This is a genomic window from Ewingella allii, assembly GCF_044430645.1.
In the GTDB taxonomy this organism is placed as follows: domain Bacteria; phylum Pseudomonadota; class Gammaproteobacteria; order Enterobacterales; family Enterobacteriaceae; genus Ewingella; species Ewingella allii.
This window is the reverse complement of record NZ_JAWUDN010000008.1, coordinates 14,781-41,334: the sequence shown is the minus strand read 5'-3', so window position 1 is coordinate 41,334 and position 26,554 is coordinate 14,781. Positions and strand designations below refer to the sequence as shown.

The 26,554-nt window shown below is 54.6% G+C and carries 24 protein-coding genes; 10 read left to right on the top strand and 14 right to left on the bottom strand.

The genetic code is table 11. From position 1 onward, the window contains the following. Window positions 1–123 precede the first annotated feature (123 nt). Window positions 124–1,095, top strand: coding sequence for a helix-turn-helix domain-containing protein (locus SBO83_RS16555; RefSeq protein WP_396132288.1), 972 nt, complete (start codon window positions 124–126; stop codon window positions 1,093–1,095). Between the two features lie 118 nt (window positions 1,096–1,213). Here SBO83_RS16555 and SBO83_RS16550 read toward each other — a convergent pair whose 3' ends face one another. Genes SBO83_RS16550 through tamA form a run of 3 tightly spaced genes read right to left on the bottom strand, consistent with a single transcriptional unit; the run spans window position 1,214 to window position 7,090 of the window. Beyond that, window positions 1,214–1,564: a gamma-glutamylcyclotransferase family protein gene (locus tag SBO83_RS16550; RefSeq protein WP_034795217.1), complete on the bottom strand. Its 351-nt coding sequence runs from the start codon at window positions 1,562–1,564 to the stop codon at window positions 1,214–1,216. Between the two features lie 31 nt (window positions 1,565–1,595). After that, window positions 1,596–5,414: an autotransporter assembly complex protein TamB gene (gene tamB, locus SBO83_RS16545; protein ID WP_396132287.1), complete on the bottom strand. Its 3,819-nt coding sequence runs from the start codon at window positions 5,412–5,414 to the stop codon at window positions 1,596–1,598. After that, complete coding sequence (gene tamA / locus SBO83_RS16540; RefSeq protein WP_396132366.1) at window positions 5,411–7,090, bottom strand: autotransporter assembly complex protein TamA; 1,680 nt, start codon at window positions 7,088–7,090, stop codon at window positions 5,411–5,413. Before tamA ends, tamB begins: the two co-directional genes overlap by 4 nt. A gap of 299 nt (window positions 7,091–7,389) precedes the next feature. Between tamA and msrA the strand changes: the two genes are divergently transcribed. The 4 genes from msrA (at window position 7,390) to SBO83_RS16520 (ending at window position 10,451) form a co-directional block, all read left to right on the top strand. Beyond that, window positions 7,390–8,046 carry a peptide-methionine (S)-S-oxide reductase MsrA gene (gene msrA / locus SBO83_RS16535; protein WP_396132286.1) on the top strand — a complete coding sequence of 219 codons (657 nt, stop codon included), beginning with the start codon at window positions 7,390–7,392 and terminating at the stop codon, window positions 8,044–8,046. Continuing rightward, entirely contained in the window at window positions 8,025–8,282 is a 258-nt protein-coding gene (locus SBO83_RS16530) for a hypothetical protein (protein ID WP_353500660.1), read from the top strand. Before msrA ends, SBO83_RS16530 begins: the two co-directional genes overlap by 22 nt. Window positions 8,283–8,293: 11 nt before the next feature. Continuing rightward, window positions 8,294–9,667, top strand: coding sequence for a hemolysin family protein (locus SBO83_RS16525; RefSeq protein ID WP_353500659.1), 1,374 nt, complete (start codon window positions 8,294–8,296; stop codon window positions 9,665–9,667). A 223-nt stretch (window positions 9,668–9,890) separates the two neighbouring features. Continuing rightward, window positions 9,891–10,451, top strand: a complete 561-nt coding sequence (locus SBO83_RS16520; RefSeq protein ID WP_396132365.1) for a DNA-3-methyladenine glycosylase I — start codon at window positions 9,891–9,893, stop codon at window positions 10,449–10,451. Window positions 10,452–10,532: 81 nt separating this feature from the next. Here the strand turns inward: SBO83_RS16520 and SBO83_RS16515 are convergent, their stop codons facing one another. Beyond that, window positions 10,533–10,739 (bottom strand): DUF1107 domain-containing protein, encoded by a 207-nt coding sequence (locus SBO83_RS16515; RefSeq protein ID WP_353500657.1) that lies wholly within the window; start codon window positions 10,737–10,739, stop codon window positions 10,533–10,535. Between the two features lie 318 nt (window positions 10,740–11,057). On the opposite strand from SBO83_RS16515, the gene SBO83_RS16510 reads away from it, so the two are divergent. Then, a complete protein-coding gene (locus SBO83_RS16510; protein WP_396132285.1) occupies window positions 11,058–11,615 on the top strand; it encodes a YtfJ family protein in 558 nt (185 codons plus the stop codon). A 71-nt stretch (window positions 11,616–11,686) separates the two neighbouring features. Here SBO83_RS16510 and cysQ read toward each other — a convergent pair whose 3' ends face one another. Next, window positions 11,687–12,433, bottom strand: coding sequence for a 3'(2'),5'-bisphosphate nucleotidase CysQ (gene cysQ / locus SBO83_RS16505; protein WP_396132284.1), 747 nt, complete (start codon window positions 12,431–12,433; stop codon window positions 11,687–11,689). Window positions 12,434–12,653: 220 nt separating this feature from the next. On the opposite strand from cysQ, the gene SBO83_RS16500 reads away from it, so the two are divergent. Beyond that, entirely contained in the window at window positions 12,654–14,615 is a 1,962-nt protein-coding gene (locus tag SBO83_RS16500) for a bifunctional 2',3'-cyclic-nucleotide 2'-phosphodiesterase/3'-nucleotidase (RefSeq protein ID WP_396132283.1), read from the top strand. Window positions 14,616–14,683: 68 nt separating this feature from the next. Here SBO83_RS16500 and fklB read toward each other — a convergent pair whose 3' ends face one another. After that, entirely contained in the window at window positions 14,684–15,304 is a 621-nt protein-coding gene (gene fklB, locus SBO83_RS16495; RefSeq protein WP_396132282.1) for an FKBP-type peptidyl-prolyl cis-trans isomerase, read from the bottom strand. A 298-nt stretch (window positions 15,305–15,602) separates the two neighbouring features. On the opposite strand from fklB, the gene SBO83_RS16490 reads away from it, so the two are divergent. After that, window positions 15,603–16,334: an OapA family protein gene (locus tag SBO83_RS16490; RefSeq protein WP_396132281.1), complete on the top strand. Its 732-nt coding sequence runs from the start codon at window positions 15,603–15,605 to the stop codon at window positions 16,332–16,334. Between the two features lie 81 nt (window positions 16,335–16,415). Here the strand turns inward: SBO83_RS16490 and rplI are convergent, their stop codons facing one another. The 5 genes from rplI to yjfP form a co-directional block, all read right to left on the bottom strand. Then, entirely contained in the window at window positions 16,416–16,868 is a 453-nt protein-coding gene (gene rplI, locus SBO83_RS16485) for a 50S ribosomal protein L9 (RefSeq protein WP_100938242.1), read from the bottom strand. A gap of 39 nt (window positions 16,869–16,907) precedes the next feature. Further along, a complete protein-coding gene (gene rpsR, locus SBO83_RS16480; RefSeq protein WP_002210155.1) occupies window positions 16,908–17,135 on the bottom strand; it encodes a 30S ribosomal protein S18 in 228 nt (75 codons plus the stop codon). 4 nt (window positions 17,136–17,139) lie between these two features. Continuing rightward, a complete protein-coding gene (gene priB, locus SBO83_RS16475) occupies window positions 17,140–17,457 on the bottom strand; it encodes a primosomal replication protein N (RefSeq protein WP_353500651.1) in 318 nt (105 codons plus the stop codon). A 5-nt stretch (window positions 17,458–17,462) separates the two neighbouring features. Next, window positions 17,463–17,855 (bottom strand): 30S ribosomal protein S6, encoded by a 393-nt coding sequence (gene rpsF / locus SBO83_RS16470; protein ID WP_017492198.1) that lies wholly within the window; start codon window positions 17,853–17,855, stop codon window positions 17,463–17,465. A gap of 171 nt (window positions 17,856–18,026) precedes the next feature. Next, window positions 18,027–18,776, bottom strand: coding sequence for an esterase (gene yjfP / locus SBO83_RS16465; RefSeq protein ID WP_396132280.1), 750 nt, complete (start codon window positions 18,774–18,776; stop codon window positions 18,027–18,029). 251 nt (window positions 18,777–19,027) lie between these two features. Between yjfP and SBO83_RS16460 the strand changes: the two genes are divergently transcribed. Together SBO83_RS16460 and bsmA are read left to right on the top strand one after the other, a co-directional pair. Then, on the top strand, window positions 19,028–20,974 hold the full coding sequence (locus SBO83_RS16460) for a Cache 3/Cache 2 fusion domain-containing protein (RefSeq protein ID WP_396132279.1): 1,947 nt from the start codon (window positions 19,028–19,030) through the stop codon (window positions 20,972–20,974). A gap of 96 nt (window positions 20,975–21,070) precedes the next feature. Continuing rightward, complete coding sequence (bsmA, locus tag SBO83_RS16455) at window positions 21,071–21,379, top strand: biofilm peroxide resistance protein BsmA (RefSeq protein ID WP_396132278.1); 309 nt, start codon at window positions 21,071–21,073, stop codon at window positions 21,377–21,379. Between the two features lie 3 nt (window positions 21,380–21,382). Here the strand turns inward: bsmA and SBO83_RS16450 are convergent, their stop codons facing one another. From SBO83_RS16450 to rnr, 3 genes are all read right to left on the bottom strand, one after another. Next, a complete protein-coding gene (locus tag SBO83_RS16450) occupies window positions 21,383–23,014 on the bottom strand; it encodes an isovaleryl-CoA dehydrogenase (RefSeq protein ID WP_396132277.1) in 1,632 nt (543 codons plus the stop codon). Window positions 23,015–23,166: 152 nt separating this feature from the next. After that, complete coding sequence (rlmB, locus tag SBO83_RS16445; protein WP_034795179.1) at window positions 23,167–23,907, bottom strand: 23S rRNA (guanosine(2251)-2'-O)-methyltransferase RlmB; 741 nt, start codon at window positions 23,905–23,907, stop codon at window positions 23,167–23,169. Between the two features lie 87 nt (window positions 23,908–23,994). Further along, on the bottom strand, window positions 23,995–26,538 hold the full coding sequence (rnr, locus tag SBO83_RS16440; protein WP_396132276.1) for a ribonuclease R: 2,544 nt from the start codon (window positions 26,536–26,538) through the stop codon (window positions 23,995–23,997). Between the last annotated feature and the right edge of the window lie 16 nt (window positions 26,539–26,554).

Sequence of the window (26,554 nt, the reverse complement as noted above, 5' to 3'; positions counted from 1 at the left end):
CTCTATCTTCGCACATTAGATTGTTTAGTAAATTTACATAGATATAAACTAAATCATTCATTAAAATGAGTTTAGTAAAAAACACACTAATTTCACTAAATAAAAATTAAAGAGGTGTCTCCTATGCTTAGCGAAAATTTGATTAAACGAGCATTAGATAAGCTAGGTTGCAGCCAGAAGGCGTTAGCTATCCAACTTGGTGTTTCGCCCACTCAGATTACAAAATGGAAAAAAGGTGACCATATGTCATCAGAAATGGAGAAAAAGGTTAGAGAGATTATTGGCTCTAATACCTTTGATGAGGCATTTATACTCTTGGCTGGCTCTGTAGAGAATGCTGAAAAATGGGAAGGATTAATTCATTTCCTTGCAAACTCAGCACTTCAAAACGCTGAAACTGGGATTGAAACCTACCCCTTGCTAGATGAAATGAATGATTTGTGCCACCAGACTTTAGATGTACTGAACCAAATTGGTATCAAGATACCCAAAGATTTCCCTCACGAGTTAGATGCTGATTATGCAGATATAGATGATGAAGATTTAGAGGAACAGCTCTGGGATGCTATAAATGCTAATCCTATCACTTCGTTAATCTATGAAATGTATAATGCTCTCAATGGAGTATATGGCTTCTACTCTGCATATATTGAAGATTTCATGTACGATGATGAGCTAGATTTATTCGATACCGTATCAGAGTTAGAATATAGCCTACTAGCGCTATCCGCATGTAAAATAAGAATAAATAATGATTTATCGCCGGATATTTTATGTTTTAGATACAAAGTTAAAACCAACTGTATTCGTTTAGTGAATAAAATTAAGAACAAAGTGCTACGAGCAAGAATCCCTTTAAAAGCAGAGTTATTAGACCTTGTGAACTCATCTAGTGACACGCTTTCTGTTGAGGCAGAAGAAGAAAGTTTTGGGACAAATGCTTTACGATTACATCCGGATATCTATATGAACGAGCTATTGGTAGGGATGCGGACGATCCATCAAGTGCTACCAGCTATTCTGAAAAAACTCGGTATGGAAGAAGATTTTGAACTCGATACAGCAGATTTCCATATCAGCAGAGATGAAAACTGACACAGTTTAGTAAAAAGAAAAACACCGCCCATTGGACGGTGTTTTTTTTATGTCTCTCTCCCTGGTTTTAGAAGAGATGTGTTTGGTATCAACGGAACGACGACCTTGCTCAGCGTTCTTACTTCACATCTTCCGCACGCTTGAGCCAATCACCACCTTCAATACGCGGTACGCCTTCGAGCGAACGTATATAGAGGTAGATCCAGGCACTGCCGTACGGAGTGGAAATCAGCTCACGTTTATAATCTTTTGTATTACTTTTCAGTTCATCCAGTTCAGCCATAATGGATGACGTGATGCGGTAAACTTCACAATAGACTTTTCCATCCCCTGGAACGGCTGCCGGATAGTGCCCCAGATTATAGAGCGCGTAGCCTTCCAGCTCGTGGTCACCCAACCACTGAGCGTTCGTCATCCAATGACTATTGCCTTGCTTGCGTCGTAAACTGCCATAAACAATTATTCGCATGTTTGGTTTCGTATAGTAAAAGTCACATGAGTTAAAACTCAAACTGATAAAGCAAATCCAATGCCTGATCGATACCCGAAACGGCTTCGAGGTAAAGTTTAGGCATCAAACGATAACGCAGAGTCAGCGTAGCCAGCGAGTCGAAGATACCGACACCGTATTTCACCTGAAGACCCGGTAAAACATAGCCACTGACCACCACCTGAGAGTTATCCCCAACGCCCTGCGTATCCAGCGCCAGATTGCTGACACCGAATGCTTCGCCGATTTTACCCACAAGTTTACCACTTTGCGCAACCCCCATACCGATAAGCATTGAGGTCATCGCGCCACTATCGGCACCAGAACTGTCCAAACCTTGGCCGCGAAGCAGGTAGGACAAGGCTTGTTCCTGCGACATCACCGGATCTGAGAATATTTCAAGTTTAGGCGAATCCGCCTCGCCCGTAACACGTAAACCGGCAATAACGTTATTTTCGGTCGAGTCTGGGTTACGAATCGCTTCCAGATTCAGCAGCGGCTGGTCGGCCGGGCCGGAGAACAGCAGTTGGCCTTTACGCACAATCAGGTCCTGCCCGTAAGCGTGGAAACGACCGGAAGGAATATCAATCTGGCCGTTTAACCCCAGACCGTGTTTATCCTGCGCGACCTTGAGCGCCCCTTTCAGACGGGCTTTCAGGCCGAAGGCGTCGAGACGCACGTCATCGCCGATATTCACCATCAGGTTGCTGTTGATGGGGATCGAGGTCGACGGCGGCGCAATCGGCTGCCGCTGGTCATTGAGCATCACTTCATCGGACGAGACGCCCACCGCGCTTTCCGGCAGCTCCTGCACGGTAATGCGCGCCCACGGGATATCCACCCGACCGTTGAGCGAGAACAGCTGCGGCGTGGCCTCAAACACCACGTCCGGCGAGACGTCCAGTCGCACCATCGGCGGCACGGAAACCCTCACCCGGTCGCCCTTGGCGGCAATTCTGGCGCGCCACGCGTTCAGCACGCTCCAGTCGGCGTTGCCGTTTAATGCCAGCTGGCCGTGGGCGGTGCGGATCACCCCATCCATCAGCGACGACATGCCGTTGAAGTTGATATTGAGGTTGCCGCTGGTGACATCAAACGGCATAAACGCGGCGTCGAAGTCGATATCGGACAGCGCCAATCGGCCAAACACCTGCGGCTTCTGCGCGTTGCCGCCCAGACGCAGGTTGGCGTTGAGCAGGCCCGAGGCCTTCTCGCCATCGGCCAGAATCGGCTGGATCAGCGCCATCGAGATGCGATTGATATTCACCGTCCCGCTGAGATTGCGGCGGTTCTGCGGGTCGGCGATTTGCACGTTGCCATCAAACTGCCCGTTATTGGTCAGCTTGATTAACCAGTCCAGCGTCGCGCGGCCGTTGTTCATGCCGGCATTCAGGTTCAGGGTGTCGAAGGCGATAGGCAGGGGGTTGCCACTCACCAGTTGCTGTACCTTCACGCCGTTACCCACCAGCGACACGCTGCCCTGCGGCAAGCCGCCGTCGGCTTTCCACGCCACGTTGGCTTTGCCGGTAAACACGCCACTCAGCTTGGTATCGTCGCCGAGGAAAGGCTTGAGCATCGCCAAATCAAAGCGATTGAGCTGCAAACTCGCCTGCCCGCTGGCTCCCGCCTCGATGGTTTTCGGCACGCAAAGGTCGGCATTGGGGTTCTGCCAGCAGTGCGGGCCGACGGTAACGCGCTGTTCTTTGTTGAAGTACTCCAGCGCAATCGAGCGATTCAAGCGCCACGCGCCCACTGGCGTATCAAACAGCGTGTTGTTGATGTTGCCTTTCCACTGCTCTGTGGCGCGGTCGAAACTGCCGGTCAGGGCCAGTTGGCCAGAAACCGGTTTGCCTTCGACATTCAATTTCAGCTGATGCAGCTTCTCATTGCCTTTGGCATCTAGCGTCAGGTTACTGATATCCAGAGCATCTTGCTTGAGCTGTTGGATGCGAACCGCGAGATTGCCCTGAATCTGCTCCGACGAACTGACATCGCCTTTGATGTCCACCCGGTTAATGGTCAGCGCCTGCCACTTGAGGCGGCTGGCGGTCAGGTCAGCCAGCAGCTTCGGCGCTTTCAAGTCACCGCGCACCTGAATCATGCCTTTAGCGACGCCGCCCAGTCCCGGCAGCGCGCCGTCCAGATGCTGGGCGTCAATGTTGGCGTCCAGCGCCCATTTATCGCTGAGTGAGCCTTTCACATCAATATTGTTGCGGCCCAACTCCAGATGCAGCTGAGGGATATCCCACTGGCCGTAGTTGTTACCACGCAGATTCCCTCGCGCCTTAACCAGGTTCTGCTTAACGTTGCCGTCAAGCTCCAGCGTCGGGATTTGCATCTGCCAGCTTCCGCCATACAGGCTGCCGCGCGTGGCGATTTTGCCCTGCAATTTGGCTGGCCAGTCAGGATACTGCTTGGCGGTGTTGATGCCATTCAGGGTCAGTAAGGCATTCCAGCTAATCGCCTTGCTCCAGTCCACAATGCCCGTCAGGTCAGTATTACCCTGCAGAGCGGCCAGGCGTAGCAGGGTCAGTTTGAACTGCTCGACGTTACCTTTGCCATCCACGGTCAAGGTGGCAGGAGGGATTTGGTCGCCGCTGAAGTCGGAACGCAGTGACAGCGCGTAATCCGTCGCCTTACCCGAAAACTTCAGTTTGAAGCCTTTGACCTGATACTGCGGCGTGCCGGTCAGCGGCCATTGCAGCGCGTCACTGTTCAGGGTCAGATTGAGCGGCAGGCCCGCCTCGGCGAGCTGGGTTTGCAGCGCCAGCTGCGCGCGCACCGGGCCTGAGAGGTTAATGCCGAGATCCAGTTTGTCGCGCAGGCCACCGCCCACCTTCAGCTTAATTTTCTCGCCTTTGATGGGGTCGACGTTCAGCGCGGTGTTCAGCGTCATGTCCACCGGCCAGTTGTTTTCCAGCGTCGCCTGACCAATACCGTCTAGGGAGCCTTGCGGCGAACGCACTTGCAGCTGCTCAAGCTTCACAATCTGCTCCTGCGAGCTGGCTTTAAGGGCGAAACGGGTGATCAACACGTCGGTATCCCCCGTCAGGCGTAAATTGTCCGCCGTCAGCTGCTCAATATTCAAATCCAGCGGCAGGCGGAAGTTCGGCAGTTCTGGCAGCAATGGCTTGGCAAATAGCTCTTGTAAGGTTTCACCCAGCGGCTTTTCAGGCGGGGCTTCAACCGGTTTTTCCGCCGGTTTGCCGGTGGCTTTCTCAATAGCCTTATCTTGCGCGGCTTGCACCACCTCTGGCAGAGGGTTAGCCGGGGTCTTCGGCAGGGCAATCAGCAGGCCGCCGATATGAGTCGGGGTCAGATGCAGCGAGCGATCCGTCCACTGCGCGCCAGTGCTGAACTCACCCAGCGAAATGGCGCGATCGTCGATAGTCACATTGACGTTATTGAGCGTCAGCGCGCGCAGCGTGATGGGGTACGGCGTGCTGAGGTTGGTCAGCGGCTCGCTGTTTTCTGGTTCAGCAGCGGGCTGTGACGGCGCCATTTCATTGGTTTTCACCGCCACGTCCACGTCACTCAGGCCGATGGCGTTGACGCACAGCGCGCTGTTTTTAAAGCACGAGAGGTCGAGCGACAGGTGGAACTCGCCCGCTTTCACATCCACGCCCGGCATTTGGTAATGCAGGCCTTTCAACTGGAGGTTGCGCCAGCCGCCCTCAACGCTGTCGATCTTCAGGCCGGGGACAAAGCGCTGGGCGCTGTTGATAACCAGATGCAGGCCCGTTTGCGTGCCGATAAGAAACGCCACCGTGCCCAGCAGCAACAGCAGAACGATGAGGAAACCAATACAGATCTTTTTAAACAAACTCATAATTCTGGACCCAAACCGATGTAAAACTGCAATCCATGCTCATCTTTGTCCGCCACGGGCGCGGCAATGTCGAACTTGACCGGCCCAATGGGGGAAGCCCAGCGAACGCCCACACCCGCGCCGGTTTTCACATTGCTTTTGGCGATATCATTTACGGCTTCGCCGGAGTCAACAAACACCGCGCCCCACCACTTTCCGGTCACGTTGTATTGGTATTCGAGCGAGCCGGTCGCCAGTTTTGACGCACCGGTCAGCTTGCCGTCACTGTCTCTTGGCGACAGAGATTTGTATTTATAGCCGCGAATACTGCGGTCACCACCGGCGAAGAAACGCAAAGACGGCGGCACGCGCTCGAAGTCGTTGGTTTCAATCCAGCCCAAATTCCCGCGTACCACGAAGCGATTTTTCTCCGCCAAGGTGCGGATCCAGACGTTTTGCGCCTGCACCACCGCGAAGTCGACGTCCGATCCCCAGGTGGTATCAGACACGTCGAGCGAGTAGCGCTGGGAGTCGCCCCAGGTCGGCATCAAACCGCCGCGCTGGCGGGTGCGGTTGGCACTCACGCCCGGATAAATCAGCATGGTGGTGTTGGTGACATTACCTTGGGTAAAGTGGTCGAGGCTCCAGCGCAGGTTAACCGCGCGCTGCCAGCCGCTGCTCAGATCCCAGTAACGCGCCAGATTGACGGTGCTGGAGTCCGATTTGGTGTCGTTGAGGTCTTCACGCTTGAAGCCGCCCTGCACCAGATAATATTGCTCGAGAGGCGCTTTCAGCAGCGGGATTTTATAGCTCAGGTCCAGCGACTGCTCCGGGCCGGAGAGATTGATGGTGCTTTCAATGCTCTGGCCGCGATCGTTGACCCAAGGCTTCTTCCAGTTGGCTTTAATGCGCGGGCCGACGTCGGTGGAGTAACCGACACCGGTTTCTAAGGTGTTGCGGGTTCGTGGCGTCACCACGGCGTTCAACGGCAGCGTTTTGGTGGCTTTGGCGTCGCTAAAATCAGGCGCGACCACCACCGAGTTAAACCAGCCCGTCGCGGACAGACGGCGGTTCAACTCCGCCAGATCTGAGGAGCTGTAGTAGTCGCCCTGATGGAACGGCACCAGATTTTGCAGATACTCTTCGCGGATTTGCGAGCCTTGGAAATTGACCTGCCCAAAGTGATAGCGATCGCCGCTGTCGAATTGGATATCCCAGAACGCCTTGTGTTCATCTTCTATCACGCCAAGCTGGCTCTTGCGCATATCTGCGTCAAAGTAGCCCTTACGCACGGCAGCGCCGGTCAGCGCGCTTTTGAAACTGTCATAGGTTCCGTGATTGAGGATGGTGCCCACGGCTGGGACGCGCGACTTCTTTAGCGCTTCAAACTCTTCGTCCTTGCTCGCCTGACCTTCAATCACCACGCTGGTCCCGGCGATTTTCACCGGAATGCCCGGCGTGACTTTGGCAATCAGCACCGGACGGCCCGGCGGCGGGGTCGCTCGATAGTCGAAATCGATAGTCGGTTGGTAATACCCCAGCGGCCTTAGGCCTTGCTGGATAGCCGCACTGACGCGCGCGCGGAAACGCCCGTCCGCCCCCACTTCGTCACTCTGGATTGAGGAGAGTCGGACACGGACATTCTTTTGCAGGTCGCCTTCCAGACCTTCCAACTGCAAGCGCACTTTCGCCGCCATAGAGAGCGAGGGGGCCAGCAACAGACCTAACACAAAGAGTTTACGGTGGTAACGTGGCACAAGCGCTCCTGCTGATTTTACTATCCTGTTAAAATATCAGATGCCTGCCGGGGAATTAATGCCGAAAGTCGGCAGATTCGCCTCTTTAAAATCTAATTCACGTAGTTTAGTGCTAATTCCCTAAAAATCGTCAACGACAGAGCAACGTCTCCCGTATTGTGTGCAAAGTCGCAATCAGATACAACTAACAGCAAACTATTGACCGTAACAGGTTATTAAAGAAACAACTGGAGTCCGTTTTGGTTCAACAATCTGATAAAAATAGTACTGACAAAACTCAACGGGTGAAGCAAGAAGACGCCTTAACCGGCCGCACCACGCCAATGCCCGTTGCCACGACTCACGCCGTGACTGGCCACTCCATGACTCACGTTCCCGATGAAATGAACGTGGCAATCTTTGCTATGGGCTGTTTCTGGGGCGTTGAGCGCCTGTTCTGGCAACAAGAAGGGGTTTACAGCACGGCGGCAGGTTACACCGGCGGTTTCACCCCCAACCCGACCTACCGCGAAGTGTGCACCGGCCAGACCGGCCATGCCGAAGCGGTGCGCGTGGTGTTCGATCCGGCCATCATCAGCTATGAAAAGCTGCTGCAAATTTTCTGGGAAAATCACGATCCGGCGCAGGGCATGCGTCAGGGTGGCGATATCGGCACTCAGTACCGCTCGGCGATTTACGTGCTGAGCGAAGCGCAGCAGGACGCCGCCCTGGCGAGCCTCCAGCGTTTCCAGAATGCTATGGACGCCGCCAACGACAAGCGCCACATCACCACGGAAATCAGCGAAGCGCTGCCTTTCTACTATGCCGAAGATGACCACCAGCAATACCTGTTCAAGAACCCAGAGGGTTATTGCGGGTTAGGCGGCATTGGCGTTTGTCTGCCACCGACGCGCTGATGATTTGCCAATTTGCCCGTGGCGCGGATGGCGAAAAGCCCCGCAGCACGGGCGATGCAGGAGAATTTTTAAGCGCTGGCGGCAATATCGCGGCTCCGCTATACTATGCGGGCCGCGAATGTGGCCCAATCAGAGTATTTCTAGCTGTTATCTTTGATTTTTTCGCCCTTGATGATTTTTCTTTTATACAGCAACCCAACGAGTACCCTTCCCTGCCGGTTTTAGGTCGGTGTTAAACGGATAGATTATGTTAAACAGTATCTTACTGATTCTTTTACTCATCGCGATCAGTGCCTTTTTCTCCCTGTCGGAGATATCGCTGGCCGCTTCTCGAAAAATTAAACTTAAACAGTTGGCAGACGAAGGAAACGTCAATGCCTCCCGTGTTATGAAATTGCAGGAAACCCCTGGCCTGTTCTTCACCGTGGTACAAATTGGTCTGAACGCCGTCGCCATTCTTGGTGGTATTGTCGGTGATGCGGCCTTCTCCCCTGCTTTCCAGACGTTCTTTATTCGCTTCATGTCGCCGGAATTGGCGGATCAAGTCAGCTTCATCTGTTCCTTCGTCCTGGTCACTAGCCTGTTTATTCTATTTGCTGACCTCACGCCGAAGCGCATCGGTATGATTTCACCTGAGACGGTTGCCGTCCGTATAGTCAACCCGATGCGTTTCTGCCTCATGATTTGCCGCCCTATGGTCTGGTTCTTCAACGGCATGGCAAATATGATTTTCCGCCTGTTCAAACTGCCAATGGTGCGCAACGACGACATTACCTCCGACGACATTTACGCCGTGTTTGAAGCCGGTGCGTTGGCGGGCGTGCTGCGCAAGCAGGAGCACGAGCTGATTGAAAACGTGTTTGAGCTTGAATCTCGTACCGTGCCTTCTTCCATGACGTCTCGCGAAAGCGTGATCTACTTTGACCTGCGCGAGAGCGAAGACAGCATCAAACAGAAGATTGCCACCCATCCGCACTCGAAGTTTCTGGTGTGTGACGGTCATATCGATCAGGTCGTGGGCTATGTCGATTCCAAAGACCTGCTGAACCGCGTGTTGGGCAATCAGAGCCTAATGTTGAGCAGCGGCGTGCAGATTCGCTCCGCGCTGATTGTGCCGGACACCCTGACCCTCTCCGAGGCGCTGGAAAGCTTTAAAGCCGCCGGTGAAGACTTCGCGGTGATCCTCAACGAATACGCGCTGGTCGTGGGCATCATCACCCTCAATGACGTGATGACCACCCTGATGGGCGATTTGGTCGGTCAGGGTATGGAAGAGCAGATTGTCGCCCGTGACGAGAATTCATGGCTTATCGAAGGCGGTACGCCAATCGAAGACGTGATGCGCGTGCTGCATATCGAAGAGTTCCCGCAGTCTGGCAACTATGAAACCATCGGCGGCTTCATGATGTTCATGCTGCGTAAAATCCCGAAACGCACCGATTTCGTCAAGTTCTCGGGCTACAAGTTTGAAGTGGTAGACATCGACAGCTACAAGATTGACCAGCTGCTGGTGACTCGCATCACTGACAAACCGGTCGCGCCTCTGCTGCCAAAAACGCCGCAAGAGATCAAAGATGAGAAAGCCGCGAACAAGCTGGCTGAGAAAAACGGCGACCACTAACCGTCGTTAGCCGCGCGCTAAATCAATCTCGAAAACGGAATCCGGAAACGTTCATCGCGTTTTCGGATTTTTTTATGCGGGTTGATCGGCGCCACAAAGCCCACTAGGGTAAGTTTATCCTCCCAGCTATGGAGCGCGCGGTTTGAGCAAAGCATTGAGCAATACAGAATCAGGGCTGATCGTGGCTGAAGACGGGACGCCTCGCTGCTTCTGGCAACCAAGCATGCCGGACTATCACGATAACGAATGGGGCCATCCGGTGGTGGATGACCAGCGGCTGTTTGAAAAAATCTGTCTCGAAGGCTTTCATTCGGGCATGTCGTGGAAGCTGATTTATAACAAGCGCGAGCATTTCCGCCGGGCTTTCAACGACTTCGACTTCCATCTTGTCGCGCAATTCGACCAGCAGGACGTTGAGCGCCTGATGCAAGACGCCAGTATTGTGCGTAACCGGGCGAAAATCCTCTCCACCATTAACAATGCCAAACGCGCGATTGAACTGGTGCAAGAAGCTGGCTCCCTGGCGGCGTGGATATGGCAGTTTGAGCCGTCGCCGCAGGAGCGGCCGGAAACCGTCAATCTGGCTTACTGGCATGAAAACACCACCAGCGCCGCCTCTCTCGCCATGTCCAAAGCCCTGAAAAAGCGCGGCTGGACCTTTGTCGGGCCAATCACCACCTATTCATTAATGCAGGCACTGGGGCTGGTGAACGATCATCTCGAAGGTTGTATTTGTCGTCAGGAAGTGGAGGCGCTGCGAGCAAAGCTGAAACGGCCGGTTTGAAGCGAAGGGGGAATCGAGGACTGAAGAGAAACATAATGGCGCGTACAACAGAAAACTCGCTGTTGTGCGCGCCTGTGGGCCTTAGCCCATTTCGGCCTGAAGATGCATAACCTGACGGTTAACTTCAGACATCACACTAAAATGGCGCTTATCACGTACTTTCGGCAATAAAATTTTGCCATGGTCGAACTCAAATGCGCCGACATCTTTAATATACAAACGACCGCGGAACAACGTCTTAACATACTTGGCTACTTTCAACGGATTGTAGCGCTGGAAGATTCTCATTTTTCTACTTTCCTCCGATAAATCACTGCGTGCTCAGGCTCAGGTTAAAGCTGCGATGAAAGCCTGAATCGAATCATATTCGCAGTGAGTAGACATATAACATAGCAGGGAGTTCAGGTTCTGCCAGTATATTTAACTGCTTTTACCTACCTTGACAGTACGCTTTCAGAATAGTCCTTATGCCAACAGTATAACCCTTCAATCTATGTCATTTCTGTAAGCTATAACACACTGTTAACATCTCAACAGGACAGACCACTTAACAACTTCTATGATTGTCGTGTCAGTACGTTTTGTCGCCTTTTCTCTGGAGCCACTATGACTTTAAGAAGCTTGCTAATTATATCCTTAGTTATTTTTCCATTCTTCGCCTCAGCCCACAATTTGGTCATCGACAATCGCCTTCCGGCGGTCGGCGTGGACGAAAAAGGCGAACTCAATTACGTCAACGATGAGTTCAGCTACGCCCGCTGGAACAGTGCCAAACTGCCGGGCAAGGTCCGCGTGGTGCAGCATATGGCCGGGCGCAGCAGCGCAAAAGAGCTGAATGCGCCGCTGGTCGATGCCATCAGGGCAGCCAATCTACCTCACGATCGTTACCAAACGACGACAATCGTGAATACTGATGACGCCATTATCGGCACAGGCATGTTTGTGCGAAAAAGCATCGAGGGCGGCAAGAAGGAGTTCCCGTGGTCACAGGTGATTGTCGACAGCAACGGCGTGGTGAAAAAGGCGTGGCAGCTGGAGCCGAAAAGCTCGGCCATCGTGGTGCTAGATAAGAACGGGATGATTAAATTTGCCAAAGATGGCGCGCTGACCCAGGCCGAGGTCAAACAGGTGATTGATCTGCTGCATAAGCTGGTGAAGGAGTAATTGCCGGCAAGGAAGACTCGAACTGAAAAGCGCCCGTCGGCGCTTTTCTTTTTATGGCATCTTTTACCTCACTAGAATAGTGAAACGCGGAAGCCCGGATTAAGGAATGACTCTTTCGGCGTATAGAGCAGGGTTTGCCCGGTCCAGTCTTTGACCACCGCGCCTGCGGCAATCGCCACGGCATGGCCTGCGCCGGTGTCCCAAATATTGGTTGGCCCAAAGCGCGGGTAGAGTTGCGCCTCGCCTTCCGCCACCAGACAGAATTTCAGCGAAGAGCCTACAGCCACGGTTTGGTGCTCGCCGAGCTGAGTCAGGTAATCCTGCAACTCCTGATCGTTGTCATAGTGCGAACGGCTTACCACCACCAGCGGCGGATGGGCTTCCTGTACGCGGATCTGCTTGCGCTCGCCCTTCTCTTCTTTCCACGCCTTGCCCTCTGCCGCGCTGTACATCACGCCGGTCACCGGCACATACACCACGCCCAGCACCGGCTTGCCGTCTTCGATCAGCGCGATATTCACGGTGAACTCGCCATTGCGCTTGAGGAACTCTTTGGTGCCGTCCAGCGGATCGACCAGCCAATAGCGAGTCCAGCCCTGCCGCTCGCTCCAACTCTGCGGGTCTTCTTCGGACAGCATCGGCGTCTGCGGGTCAAGCGCCGTCAGGCCTTGCTTAATCACGTTGTGAGCCTCGATATCCGCCGCCGTGACCGGAGAGTCATCCTTTTTCTGGCGGGCGTCTAACGGCTGCTCACCGTCATACACCGCCATGATAGCGTCACCCGCCTCGCGCGCCAGTTGGCAAATTTGCTCTAACATTGTCCACCTCAGTTGTTCTTTTCAAAACGCTAAGTCATGTAAGAAGCCTAGTTTTTTTTAGCCGGAATAGCTATCCCGTAATCTGCCCGTGTTAACAATTCCGCTGGGCAATACCTGTTACATCTCACAATTATTTATGACACCTGATTACATTCTCACCGAATTTTGAGATATATATCCGACTTTTTGTTCACTGTTCTTCTTTTCTGGAGGCACTTCAATGCTTAAGCGTCATCTGACGTTATCCCTGCTGGCTTCGCTGGTTGCCGTCTCGGCCCACGCGTCACAGGTTGATCTTCGCATCATGGAAACCACCGACTTACACAGCAACATGATGGACTTCGACTACTACAAAGATAAGCCGACGGACAAATTTGGGCTGGTGCGCACCGCCAGCCTGATCCACGCGGCGCGCGGCGAAGTCACTAACTCCGTGCTGGTCGACAATGGCGACGTGATTCAGGGCAGCCCGCTGGGCGACTATATGGCGGCGAAGGGCTTGAACAAAGGCGACATCCATCCCGTCTATAAAGCCATGAATACGCTGGATTACGTGGTCGGCAACTTGGGCAACCACGAGTTCAACTACGGGCTGGAGTACCTGCAAAAAGCCGTTGCCGGGGCGAAATTCCCTTATGTGAATGCCAACGTCATCGACAGCAAAACCGGCAAGCCGCTGTTCACACCTTTCCTCATTACCGACAACACTGTCAAAGACCGCGATGGCAAAACGCACAACCTGCGCATTGGCTATATCGGCTTTGTGCCGCCGCAAATCATGGTGTGGGATAAGGCCAACCTGCAAGGCAAAGTGACCGTCGCCGACATCACCGAAACCGCCAAAAAGTGGGTGCCAGAGATGCGCAAGCAAGGCGCCGATATTATCGTGGCCATCCCACATTCAGGCCTGTCCGGCGACCCCTACAAAACCATGGCAGAGAACTCGGTCTACTACTTAAGCCAGGTTAAGGGCATCGACGCTATCATGTTCGGCCACGCGCACGCCGTGTTCCCAAGTGAAGATTTCGCCAATATCAAAGGTGCGGACATCAAACAAGGCACATTAAATGGCGTACCCGCCGTGATGCCGGGCATGTGGGGTGACCACCTCGGCGTGGTTGACATGGTGCTGAACAATAAAGACGGCAAGTGGAGCGTGGAAACGGCTCGCGCCGAAGCCCGGCCAATTTTCGACAAAGCCAGCAAGAAATCGTTAGCGGCGGAAGACCCGGAGTTAGTGAAAGTGCTGGCCGACGACCACAAGGCCACGCGTGAGTTTGTCAGCAAGCCGGTGGGGAAATCTAACGACAACATGTACAGCTTCTTGTCGCTGATTCAGGATGACCCAACGGTGCAAATCGTCAACAACGCGCAGAAAGCCTATACCGAGCACTTTATTCAGGGCGATCCGGACCTAGCGAACCTGCCGGTGCTCTCCGCCGCCGCGCCGTTCAAAGCCGGTGGCCGCAAGAATGACCCGGCAAGCTTTGTTGAGGTCGAGAAAGGCAATCTGACCTTCCGCAATGCCTCAGACCTGTACCTTTACCCGAACACCCTGGTGGTGATGAAGGTCAGCGGGCAGGAAGTGAAAGACTGGCTGGAGTGCTCCGCCGGGCAGTTCAACCAAATCGACGTTCACAGCAGCAAACCGCAATCGCTAATTAACTGGGACGGCTTCCGCACCTATAACTTCGACGTGATTGACGGGGTGAATTACCAGATAGACGTCACCCAGCCCGCGCGATATGACGGCGAGTGTACGCTTGTCAATAAAGATGCGGAGCGTATCAAGAACCTGACGTTCAACGGCAAGCCTATCGACCTGAAGGCCACCTTCTTGGTCGCCACCAACAACTACCGCGCCTATGGCGGTAAGTTCGCCGGAACGGGCGATAAGCACATCGCCTTCGCCTCGCCGGATGAAAACCGTTCTGTCGTCGCGGCTTATATTGGTGCTGAAACCCAGAAATCAGGGGCGGTCACGCCAACCGCGGACAACAACTGGCGTTTGGCGCCGATTGTCGCCAGCCAGCCTCTGGACATTCGCTTCGAAACGTCTCCAAGCGAAAAAGCGGCCGAATTCATCAAAACCCACGCGCAGTACCCGATGACTGCCAAGGGCGCGGATGACGTCGGTTTCGAGGTCTATCAGGTTGACCTGCAAACTCCTCTGAAAAAGTAATCAAATCCTCTTGTGAACGCAAAAAAGGGCGCCGAGGCGCCCTTTCTTATCTCTGTAATCTGTCGCGATTACAGGATTTCCAGCAGCTCAACTTCGAAAGTCAGCGCGCTGAATGGCGGGATGGACGCGCCAGCACCGCGTTCGCCGTAAGCCAGCTCATGAGGGATATACAGCTCCCACTTAGAACCGACTGGCATCAGGGTCAGAGCTTCAATCCAGCCAGCGATAACGCCGTTTACCGGGAACTCAGCTGGCTCGCCGCGCTGCACGGAACTGTCGAACACAGTGCCGTCGATAAGCTTACCGGTGTAGTGAACGCGTACGCGATCCTGACGGCCTGGGATTGGGCCATCGCCTTGTTTGATCACAGAGAATTGCAGACCAGACTCGGTGCTGGTTACGCCTTCACGCTGAGAGTTGGCAGTCAGGAACTCTTGTCCTTCAACCGCCAGAGCTTCTTGACGTTGACGACGCACGGCGTCAGCGCGCTCGTGAACTTCACGCAGAGCACGGTGAACGACGTCAACAGGAACTGCTGGCGTATTCCCTTCCAGCGCATCGCGTAAGCCTGCCAGCAATGCGTCAGGCTCTAAACCTTGTAAACCTGATTCTTGCAATTGTTGACCAACTTGCAAGCCGATACCGTAGCTTGCCTGCGCTTCAACGCTTTCAAATGAAGGGGTTGTCATGAAGTTTCCTTAAATTCTTAAAAAGTCGAAAACGCAGCATAACAGTGTGCGGCTTTTGGGTAAAATTCTCTATGAAGTGGCATGACATCGGCCCGGCATTTTCCTAGATAGGACATGGTTTATTCCGCTAATTCTCTGCAAAGGCATCGTTTGCGTGCTATTTGTGCGTTGTTCCTTTCCGCATCAAGCAGTTAACCAGCTATACTTAGCGGGAAAATCCGACAGAATAATCGGGTATGATTTTTGTTCTGTTAAATCCAGAAGTCGTGCGTTTCAAGCGTAAGAAAGAGAGGTTGTCATGGGCCGAATCCCGCCCAGGAGAAGGAAAGCCATCCGTATGTATCAACCCATGTTGAGATCCTGGATTGCCATTATGAAAAGACCGATGCGTAACGCTACGCCGCAGTCTGAAAGCGATGAACAGCAAGAGCTACCGCCGCAGAAGCCATCACTGGTGAGCAAAGCCAAGGCGCTGGCGCACAAAGTTTGGCATATGAGTGATAATTTTCACTGGATGTCGCCACTGCCTTACGCGCATCGCCGCTGGATCCTTATTAGCGCGCTGATCGTGGTGCTGGCGCTGTTATGGCCTTATTCACCGCCGAATACCTATGCCCCTTCTCAGCCGCAGCAGTCGACATCCATTCCGATGCAAGCTGACCTGCGAAACGATCAGGGGCGCACCACGCAGCGGGCTCAGCCGCAGCAGCAAGAGATTCAACCTCAACAGCAGGCGGCCACTGAGCCGCCTCAGCCTGTCGCTCAGGACAACTGGCAGAGCTACAGCGTGAAGCCGGGTCAAACCATGGCGCAGCTGTTCCGCGACAACAATCTGGCGGTCAACGATGTCTTCGCGATGGCGCAGGTGGAAGGCAGCCAAAAGCCGCTGAGTAATTTGAAGGCGGGACAGGAAGTGAAGATTCAGCGCAATGCGCAGGGCGCGGTGACGTCGCTACAAATCACCACCGAACAGAACACGACGGTGCTCTTTACCCGTCAGGCGGATGGGACATATCAGCGCAGCCGTTAACTCGCGCTTTTCAATTTTGCTTTCTTTAAAAAGCAAAACGCCGGCACAAGGCCGGCGTCTCACAGGTTAACCTCAGCGTTATTACGCTTCAGCAACCACAACTACGTTCAGTTTAGCGAATACGTCGCTGTGTACCTGGAACTCAACTTCGTGTTCACCAGTGGTACGCAGAACGCCATTCGGCAAACGAACTTCGCTTTTAGCAACTTCAACGCCAGCAGCAGTAACGGCATCAGCGATATCGCGAGTACCGATAGAGCCGAACAGTTTACCTTCGTCGCCTGCTTTAGACGCGATGGTGACTGAACCCAGTTCGTTGATTTTAGTTGCGCGAGCTTCAGCAGCGCTCAGAACGTCAGCCAGTTTGGCTTCCAGATCTGCACGACGTGCTTCGAAGAACTCAACGTTTTTCTTGGTAGCAGGAACAGCTTTGCCCTGTGGTACCAGGAAGTTACGAGCATAGCCCGCTTTAACGTTAACTTGATCACCCAGGCTACCCAGGTTTGCTACTTTATCAAGCAGAATAACTTGCATTACCTTATCCTCTCAAAGTCGTTAATGGACAGTTGCCGATTACTGATGACGATCAGTGTATGGCAACAGAGAAAGGTAGCGAGCGCGCTTGATGCAACGAGCGAGCTGACGCTGGTATTTTGCACGAGTACCGGTGATACGGCTCGGGACAATTTTACCGCTTTCGGTAATGTAGTTTTTCAGCGTAGCGATGTCTTTGTAATCAATCTCTACAACGCCTTCCGCGGTGAAACGGCAGAACTTGCGACGACGGAAATAACGTGCCATTAGGCTAGTCTCCAGAATCTATCAAATCAATCTGCTCGGCATGTAACACCACTTTGTTCAGTCCATTGCGCCCTTGATGGCAACTAATGAATCCGGAAACAGTGAGTTGCGTGCCGACCGTTATACTGTGAGTTAATGCTTGTGACGCTTGTCCACTGACAACGATGGGCATTCTGCACCATGCTTGTCGGTTAAATCCGGCTTCCTCCTGCTGCGAGCGGTGCTCTAGCACAAACTGGCAGTGGGGTATCCCGGAAGGACTCACTTTACGAATGGGTGCCTTGCACACTGTGCCGGACAACACCAGACGATTCGCCGTCACGGCAATTACTCTTCAGAATCCCCAGCTTCAGAATCATCATTAGCTTCGGCGAAATCTTCACGACGCTCACGGCGTTCGTCTTTCGCTTTAACCATTGGTGAAGCTTCAGTTACCGCGTGTTTTGTACGCATAACCATGCTACGGATAACGGCGTCGTTGAAGCGGAAGTTAGTTTCCAGCTCATCGATCGCTTCCTGCGGAGCTTCAACGTTCAGCAGAACGTAGTGGGCTTTGTGCAGTTTGTTGATCGGGTAAGCCAGTTGACGGCGGCCCCAGTCTTCCAGACGGTGAATCTGACCAGCAGCGTTAGTGATTACAGCACTGTAACGCTCGATCATGCCCGGAACCTGTTCGCTTTGGTCAGGGTGAACCATAAAAACGATTTCGTAATGACGCATCGAATTGCTCCTTACGGATTATTCAGCCTCCTGTCAGGGTCAACCGCGGCCCATGGAAGCAAGGAACGTGTTTGTTGTGCGGTCGAAAAAATGACGCGCAATTATATGTACAGCCAGCGGGAAACTCAAGGAATAAGGCTGATTAATTCTCAGCCTTTGAAAATACGGGCATTAAAGCTGGCGCTCGAAGAAGGCAACCGTCTCATTGAGGGCATAAACGCTGACTTTATGCGTGGCGGCAGGCTCGGCAACAAAGATCAGGTTCGATGCGTGTCCGCAGGCAATAATGTCTTGGCGCAGGCGCAGGCTGTCGGCAAAGGGCACCACGTCATCTTGCTCGCCGTGCCAGATAAACAGAGGTCTATCCGCTATCTGTGCCACTTTGTCACTGACGTCCCAACTCAGGAGCGGCGCGTGATGCTGGCGGAAAGCCTCAAGCTGCTCGGCATCTTCCTGCTGATAATTGGGATAGAGCGTGGCAGATAACGTCGAGAAGTAGCCAGAGCCCATCAGGCACGCCGCCACTTTCACCCAAGGGAAGCGCACCAGCGACGCCAGCGTGGTCATGCCGCCCATCGACACGCCACCTACCGCCAAACGCTCGGCATCCGCCAGGCCGCGGGCGACAAACGAATCCTTCAGCGTCTCAAGCTCATCAACATTATTTTGCAGAATGCGCCAGAAACTGGCGAGACGCTTCGGCTCATCGCCATCGGCGCGCGCACCGTGCAGCAGGGCATCCGGCAAAATCACGCGATACCCCGCTTTCGCCAGCGTGTAGCCAAAGTAGGAGTAAATTTCTTTTGAAGAGAGGAAACCGTGATAGAAGAAAATGGTGGGCAGCTGCGCATGGTACTGACCGGAAGGAACGGCGTGGATCAGCTGAATGCCTTCTACCTCCTCTTGATACATCTCAACCATCTGATTCACTCCCTTAAATAATGGCGATAAGGCGAAAACCCTCGCAAGGCCTCTATTTTAGCTGCCTCAACAAAAGCTACCACTGGCTTTTTGGCATGATTTATAACCAAGAATAAAATGACAAACTAAGTTAAATATAAATTTCCATGATTTAGATCAAAATTTAGTGAAACAAATGCTTACATTATGGAACTAATCATTTCCCAGCTTTAGCCGTTACTGCGCTATTCAAAAAATAAACGGAAATGACTATGAAAACGGCTAAGCCTTTCTTTTTTCGCAGTTGGAGTATTGGCGCAAAGCTCGCCAGCTGCGCTTCGGCACTGGTAGGGATCCTATTTATCATTATCACCCTTTCTCTGGCCCAATCGGCAGGTAAGCAGATCAACACGCTGGCGATACAGGCGATCAATGAACAGGTCACTGGCGTGGCCGATATGATTGAAATTTATAACAATAGTTTGAATGCGCAGGTCGACAGTTATACCCGCCTTTTCAGCCGATTCCTGCCATCCGACTTTGAACTTGATAGCCAAAACCCTCTGAAAGTGGGCGACCAGCTGGCACCCACGCTAAAGGCTGGCGGTCAGGTGCTCAACCTGAATACGCAGTTACCTGACGATTTCCTCGAACGCACTGGCGCGATTTCCACCATTTTCGCCCGGCGCGGCAATGACTTCATTCGCATCACCACCTCGCTTAAAAAGCAGGACGGCAGTCGCGCCATGGGCACGCAGCTTGACCCGACAGCCCCGGCATATCGGCAAATCATGGCGGGCCAGTCCTTTAGCGGGCTGGCAACGCTGTTCGGCAAGCAATACATCACCAAGTATCAGCCGGTGCGCGATGCACAGGGTGGCGTGATCGGCATTCTGTTTGTCGGGGTGGATATCACTAAACAATTTGCCGATATGCGCAGTAAGATTTTGGCTAAACGCATTGGCGCCAAAGGAGAATTCTTCGCGCTGAACAGCGCCGAAGGGAAAAATCTGGGTAACTATCTCATTGATGCGCATCGCGAAGGCCAGCGCCCAGCGTGGCCGGAAGGCATGCTGCAGAAAGTGATAAGCCAGCAGCACGGCGAGCAGGAGTATATCGACACCGAAACCCATCGTTCACAATTCATGGTGTACACCAGCATCCCCGAATGGCATTGGATTGTGGCAGGCACCACCGACAGAGACAGTCTGGTTGAAAAGGTGGATCAGACTCGCAACCAGTTCATTGTCATCAGCCTGCTGGCCCTCGCCGCCTTTGCCGTGCTGTTTGTCTGGCTAACCAAAAGAATGGTCAGCCAGCCGTTGAATCAGGTGGTGAAAATCGCCGAGCAGTACGCCAGTGGTAACTTGCTGGCCCGAGCGCAGACTCAGCGGATTGATGAAATTGGCGCGCTGATGAATGCCATCGACGGCATTGGCAACGGGCTGGAGAAAATCGTCGCGGAGGTTCGCCAAGTTTCGGTGGAAGTCAGCGAAAGCACCCAAAGTCTGGCTTCCAACGGCGGCAAGATAACCCAGCAGATTGGCACGCAGGCCAGCAGTTTGGAAGAAACCTCGGCCAGCATGGAGCAGATCACCGGCAATGTGCAGCACAACGCCGACAACGCCTCTCAGGCGGCACGGCTGGTGCAGCAGACGGCAGAGGCCGCCACGGCGGGCGAAGATGCCGTCAGGCAGTCCGCAGAGAGCATGGCGGCCATCGAGCACTCGTCGAAGCGCATTGCGGATATCACTACGGTCATCGAGAGCATCGCCTTCCAGACCAATATTCTGGCGCTGAACGCCGCCGTAGAAGCCGCCCGCGCGGGCGAACAGGGTCGCGGGTTTGCCGTGGTCGCCGCCGAAGTCCGCGCTCTGGCGCAGCGCAGCTCCAATGCGGTGAAAGAGATTGAGACGCTGGTCAACGACTCTTTGCAGAAGGTCGACGACGGCCAGCACAGCGCGCGTAAAACGCAGGCCACCATGAGCGATATCTTGCGGGGCATTCGTCAAGTGAGCGCCCTGATGCATGACATTGACGTGGCTTCTCACGAGCAGTCGGCGGGCATTTCCCAAGTCAATGTGGCGATTATGCAGATTGGCAAAGCCACGCAGGAGAACGCCATGTTGGTTGAGCATTCCCACCAGACCACCGAGTCGCTCAGCGAGCAGGGTGAGCACCTGTCGCGCGTTGTCAGCCTGTTCAAAATAAGTTCCTAAAAGTGCGATCTCTGGCGAGGGGTGACGTAGCGCCTCTCGCCAGACTCCTCGGCGAAGCGCTACACTGAGGCTATCGCCGATATTTTGGACACTCCCATGAAAACGCCTTCCCTGATTGCCCTGTTTTTTGTTGTCGCCCTCGGCGGCTGTAGCAGCCTGACGCAAACCACGCCGGTTCCGCCACCGGCCCCCACGGCCAAGGCGCAGGAAATCACCCGCGCGCAAACGTCCACCCTGACCAAAATGGGCAGCATTACGGTGGAAGTGATCGGCAGCCCGATGGACGCCGAAGCCGCCGTGCAGCGCAAGGCAGATGCCCAAGGCGCGCGTTACTATGTGATCATGTTTAACAGCGAAACCATCGTGCCGGGTCGCTGGTATTCACAGGCTATTCTGTACCGCTAAACGCTACTCCGCCCCTATGGCGCGGTTAAGCAACTGCTGGCACAGGCGCTCTGAAAGCAGGCTTTCGCCGCGCTCGTCTAAGGTCATTTGGCACCAGGCATCGGCAATCGGCGGCGAGGAAAACTCCAACATCTGCGCGGCAGTAAACAGATTAAATAGCTGTGAAGTCAGCCAGCGCGCCTGCGCTTCATCGGGAGAACGCAGCCTTTGCAGCAACTGTCGCGCGGCGCGGTCAAACCAGCGATTCTGCCCGCGAGAGTGATGTAAAAACTGCTGCACCAGCTCGCCGCTGTCGGGCACTTTCTTCAGGGTTCTCAGTACGTCAAGGCACATGATATTGCCCGAGCCTTCCCAAATGCTGTTGACCGGCATCTCGCGATACAGACGCGGCAGCTCGTTCTCTTCGCAATACCCCACCCCGCCCAGCGTCTCCATGGCTTCGGCCACAAAAGGCATACCCTGTCGGCATACTTCAAACTTGGCCGCAGGCGTCAGCAGGCGATACAGCACCTGCTCGCTAACACTCTCCGCCGCGCCGCTGGCAGCGGCCAGCCGCAGCAAAATTTGGGTTTGCCCTTCAAGGCGCAGCGCCATGCGGCTCACCACTTGGCGCATCATCGGCTGATCCACCAGCGACTTACCGAACGCCTGCCGCTGGAACACGTGGTAAAGCGAAACAGAAAGCGCCCGGCGCATCATGCCGTGGCTGCCCAAGGCGCAGTCAAAGCGCGTCTGGCCGCCCATCTTGAGGATATGGCGAACGCCGTCCCCCTCCTCCCCCAGCAGCCAGCCGGTGGCGTTTTGGAACTCCACCTCGCTGCTGGCGTTGGAGCGATTGCCCAGCTTGTCTTTCAGGCGCTCGATGCGCACCGCGTTGCGCTGCCCGTCGGGCAAGACGCGGGGCAGGAAGAAGCACGACAGCCCGCCGTCGGCTTGGGCCAGCACCAAGTGAGCATCACTCTGCGGCACGGAGAAAAACCACTTATGCCCGACCAGCCGATACGCCTCGCCGGGGCCGCGCGAGGCCAGCGGCGTCGCCTTAGTGGTGTTGCTCAGCACGTCCGAGCCGCCCTGCTTTTCGGTCATTCCCATGCCAATCAGCACGCCCTTCTTCTGGTCGCCGGGCAGCAAATGAGGGTCATAGCGGTCAGAAAGCAGCGGCGTGAGCCACTGCTTGAACTCGGCGGGCAGGGTTTTCTTGAGCAGCGGGATCGCGCCAAAGGTCATGGTTATCGGGCAGAGCGTGCCCGCCTCCACCTGCGCGTGAAGCAGAAAACGCGCCGCGCGCGCCACCGAGGAGCCAATCCGCGCCTCATCCTCCCACGGCAGGTTATGCACGCGATTGGCAATCAATCCCTGCATTAGCAGGTGCCACGCGGGGTGAAAGCGCACCTCGTCCAGCCGCTCGCCGGTCGGGTCATAGCGCAAAAGCTCGGGCGGGTTAACATTGGCCAGTCGCCCCAGCTCCAGCGACTCGGCCGAACCCAGCTGTTGACCAAGGGAGGCCAGCACGTCGGCGTCCCAGCCGGCATGGTGTCGGCTTACCGCTTCGCGCAGAGGAGAGTCAGAAAGGAATAAATTGCTGTTGCTGAGAGGCTTCGGCTGATTAAAAACTCGATGGGTTTGCCAGTCCATAATGTTCTCCATGACTGTAAAAGGGCCACGTCGTGATGGGATCAAGTATGGTAAAAATCGGGGAATTAACCGGCGGGTAGATCACAAAGGCAGGAATGCAAAACGGGAGCCTGTTGGCTCCCGTTTAATTATCAAAGACTTAATCCGAAAGATTAGGCTTTAAGCGCGCGCTGGCGCACAGCTTCGAACAAGCAGACGCCAGTCGCCACTGATACGTTTAGAGAAGAGACAGAACCGGCCATTGGGATGCTGATCAGCTCGTCGCAGTGTTCGCGAGTCAGGCGGCGCATACCTTCGCCTTCGGCACCCATCACCAGCGCCATTGGGCCGGTCATTTTGCTCTGATACAGGTTGTGGTCGGCTTCACCGGCGGTGCCGACGATCCAGACATTGTGCTCCTGCAACACGCGCAGGGTGCGCGCCAGGTTGGTCACGTTGATTAACGGCACGTTCTCTGCTGCGCCGCTGGCGACTTTCTTCGCCGTGGCGTTTAGCTTGGCAGAACGGTCACGAGGAACAATCACCGCGTGAACGCCCGCCGCGTCAGCCGTACGCAGGCAAGCACCCAGGTTATGCGGGTCAGTCACGCCGTCCAGCACCAGCAGGAATGGGCTGTCGAGGCTTTCAAGCAGCGCAGGAAGATCATTCTCCTGATACTGACGCCCTTCGCGCACGCGGGCGATAATGCCCTGATGCACCGCACCTTCGGACTTCTCATCCAGCCATTGACGGTTTGCCACCTGAATCACAATGCCGCTGGCTTCCAGCTCATCGATCAAGGGTTTCAGGCGTTTGTCGTCACGGCCTTTCAGGATAAAAACTTCCAGAAAGCGCTGCGGATCGTTGTCGAGTAAGGCTTTAACGGAGTGAATACCGTAGATAATTTCGCTCATGATGCTCTTTAAAATAGACTTGCGGACAGCATGCTGTCCGCAATTAAACATTAAACAAGGTTGCGGGCGATTCTATCACCCGTCCGGCTAGCTGTCAGACTGCTTTTTCTTTGCACGCTTGGCTTTAGTGGCGGCGGCAATTTTCTGCGTTTTGTCAGAAGGCTTTTTGGTCTTCTTCGGCTTACCGTCTTTGCCCGTCGCCCCTTTAACAGCCCCTTTATCTACAGGGGCTACAGCGGCATCTTTCGCGGCTTTTTTCGAACGCGCGGGTTTGGCTGGCTTGCCGTCTTCTTTACGGAAAGCGCTGTCCGGCTCAAAGTTCACCCCTTTCTTGCCCGTGCGGCGGCGACCGCCGTTGGCCGGGCCGGTTGGGCGCATGGCGCGTTCACCCGGCGTCTTCGCACGATCGCGGGCAGTTTTACCTTCACCACGCGGTTTGCGCGTGCTGGACACCAGAGCAAAGTCGATTTTGCGCTCGTCCATGTGCACAGCTTCAACGCGGATTTCGACGGTATCGCCCAAGCGATAAACCATGCCGGAGGACTCACCAATCAAACGCTGACCGATGTTGTCGTAACGGTAATAGTCATTATCCAGCGTGGAGACGTGCACCAGCCCATCGATGAACAGGTCGTTGAGGCGCACGAAGAAGCCGAAGCCGGTGACGCTGGCGATAATGCCGTTAAACACTTCGCCCACGTGGTCTTGCATGAAGTCACACTTCAGCCAATCGGCCACGTTACGCGTTGCTTCATCAGCGCGGCGCTCGGCCATTGAGCAGTGCTCGCCCAGTTGCAGCATGTCTTCGTAATCACTGTGCCAGCCGCCGGTTGGCGTCCAGCGCTCTTTCAGCGTGCCGTGCTCTTTCGCCAGCAGGTACTTAATCGCACGGTGCAGCGCCAGGTCAGGGTAGCGACGAATTGGCGACGTGAAATGACCATAAGATTGCAGCGCCAGACCGAAGTGACCGCGGTTTTCCGGATCATAAATCGCCTGCTTCATTGAACGCAGCAGCATGGTTTGCAGCATTTCGCGGTCAGGGCGATCCGCCAGCTCATCCATGATTTGCGCGTAATCTTTCGGCTCAGGCTTCATGCCGCCGCCCATCACCAGGCCTAACTCACCCAGCACGCTTTTCAGCGCGGAGATGTGGTCGTCGCTTGGACGGTCGTGGACGCGGAACAGCGCCGGCTCGTTGTGCTTCTCAACAAAGCGCGCGGCGGCGATGTTCGCCAAAATCATGCACTCTTCGATCAGTTTGTGGGCATCGTTACGCACGGTCGGCTCGACGCGCTCGATACGGCGCTCGGCGTTGAAGATAAACTTGGCTTCTTCGGTTTCGAAGGCAATACCGCCACGCTCTGCACGCGCCTGATCCAGCACTTTGTACATGGTGTGCAGCTCTTGCAGGTGTTTCACCAGGGGGCTGTACTGCTCGCGCAGCTCTTCGTCGCCGTCGATGATGCGCCAGACTTTGTTGTAGGTCAGGCGAGCATGGGAGCTCATCACCGCTTCATAGAATTTCGAGCCGGTCAGCTTGCCCTGCGCGGAGATGGTCATCTCGCAGACCATACACAGACGGTCAACCTGCGGGTTGAGCGAGCACAGGCCGTTGGACAGCACTTCCGGCAGCATTGGCACAACCTGCGACGGGAAGTAGACAGAGGTCGCGCGGCTGCGGGCTTCGTCGTCCAGCGCGGTGCCGTGACGCACGTAATAGCTGACATCGGCGATAGCCACCCAGAGACGCCAACCGCCACCGCGTTTTTTCTCGCAGTATACGGCGTCATCGAAGTCGCGGGCGTCTTCCCCATCAATGGTGACCAGCGGCAATTTGCGTAAATCGACGCGGCCTTTTTTAGCCTCTTCCGGCACCTGCTCGCTCAGGCCTTCAACCTGCTTGAGCACCTGCGGCGGCCAAACGTGAGGAATTTCATGAGTACGCAGCGCGATATCTACTGCCATGCTGGTGCCCATTTTGTCGCCCAGCACTTCAACAATTTTCCCCACGGCTTTGGTGCGGCGCGTTGGGCGCTGGGTCAGCTCGACCACCACCATATAGCCCATGCGCGCGCCGTTAATGGCGTCGGCTGGGATCAGGATATCGAAGCTTAAACGGCTGTCGTCCGGCACCACAAAGCCTGCACCGGCGTCGGTGAAGTAGCGGCCAACGATTTGGCTAGTTTTCGGTACCACCACGCGCACGATACGGGCTTCGCGACGACCTTTACGGTCAGTGCCGATAGGCTGCGCCAGCACCACGTCGCCGTGGATGCACATTTTCATCTGTTCGGCAGAGAGGTAAACGTCGTCCTTTTTCACGCCTTCGAGGCGCAAGAAGCCGTAACCATCGCGGTGGCCAATGACCGTGCCTTTCAGCAGGTCCAGGCGCTCTGGCAGTGCGTAACACTGGCGGCGAGTAAAGACTAGCTGGCCATCACGCTCCATGGCACGCAGACGGCGGCGCAGTGCTTCCAGCGCTTCTTCGCCGGATAAATTCAGTTCATTGCCAAGCTCTTCGCGGCTGGCAGGGGTTTCACGTTTAGCGAGATGTTCAAGAATAAATTCACGACTTGGAATAGGTGATTCGTACTTCTCTGCTTCTCGTTCCAGGAATGGATCTTGTGACATAGCGGTTCCTCCGTTG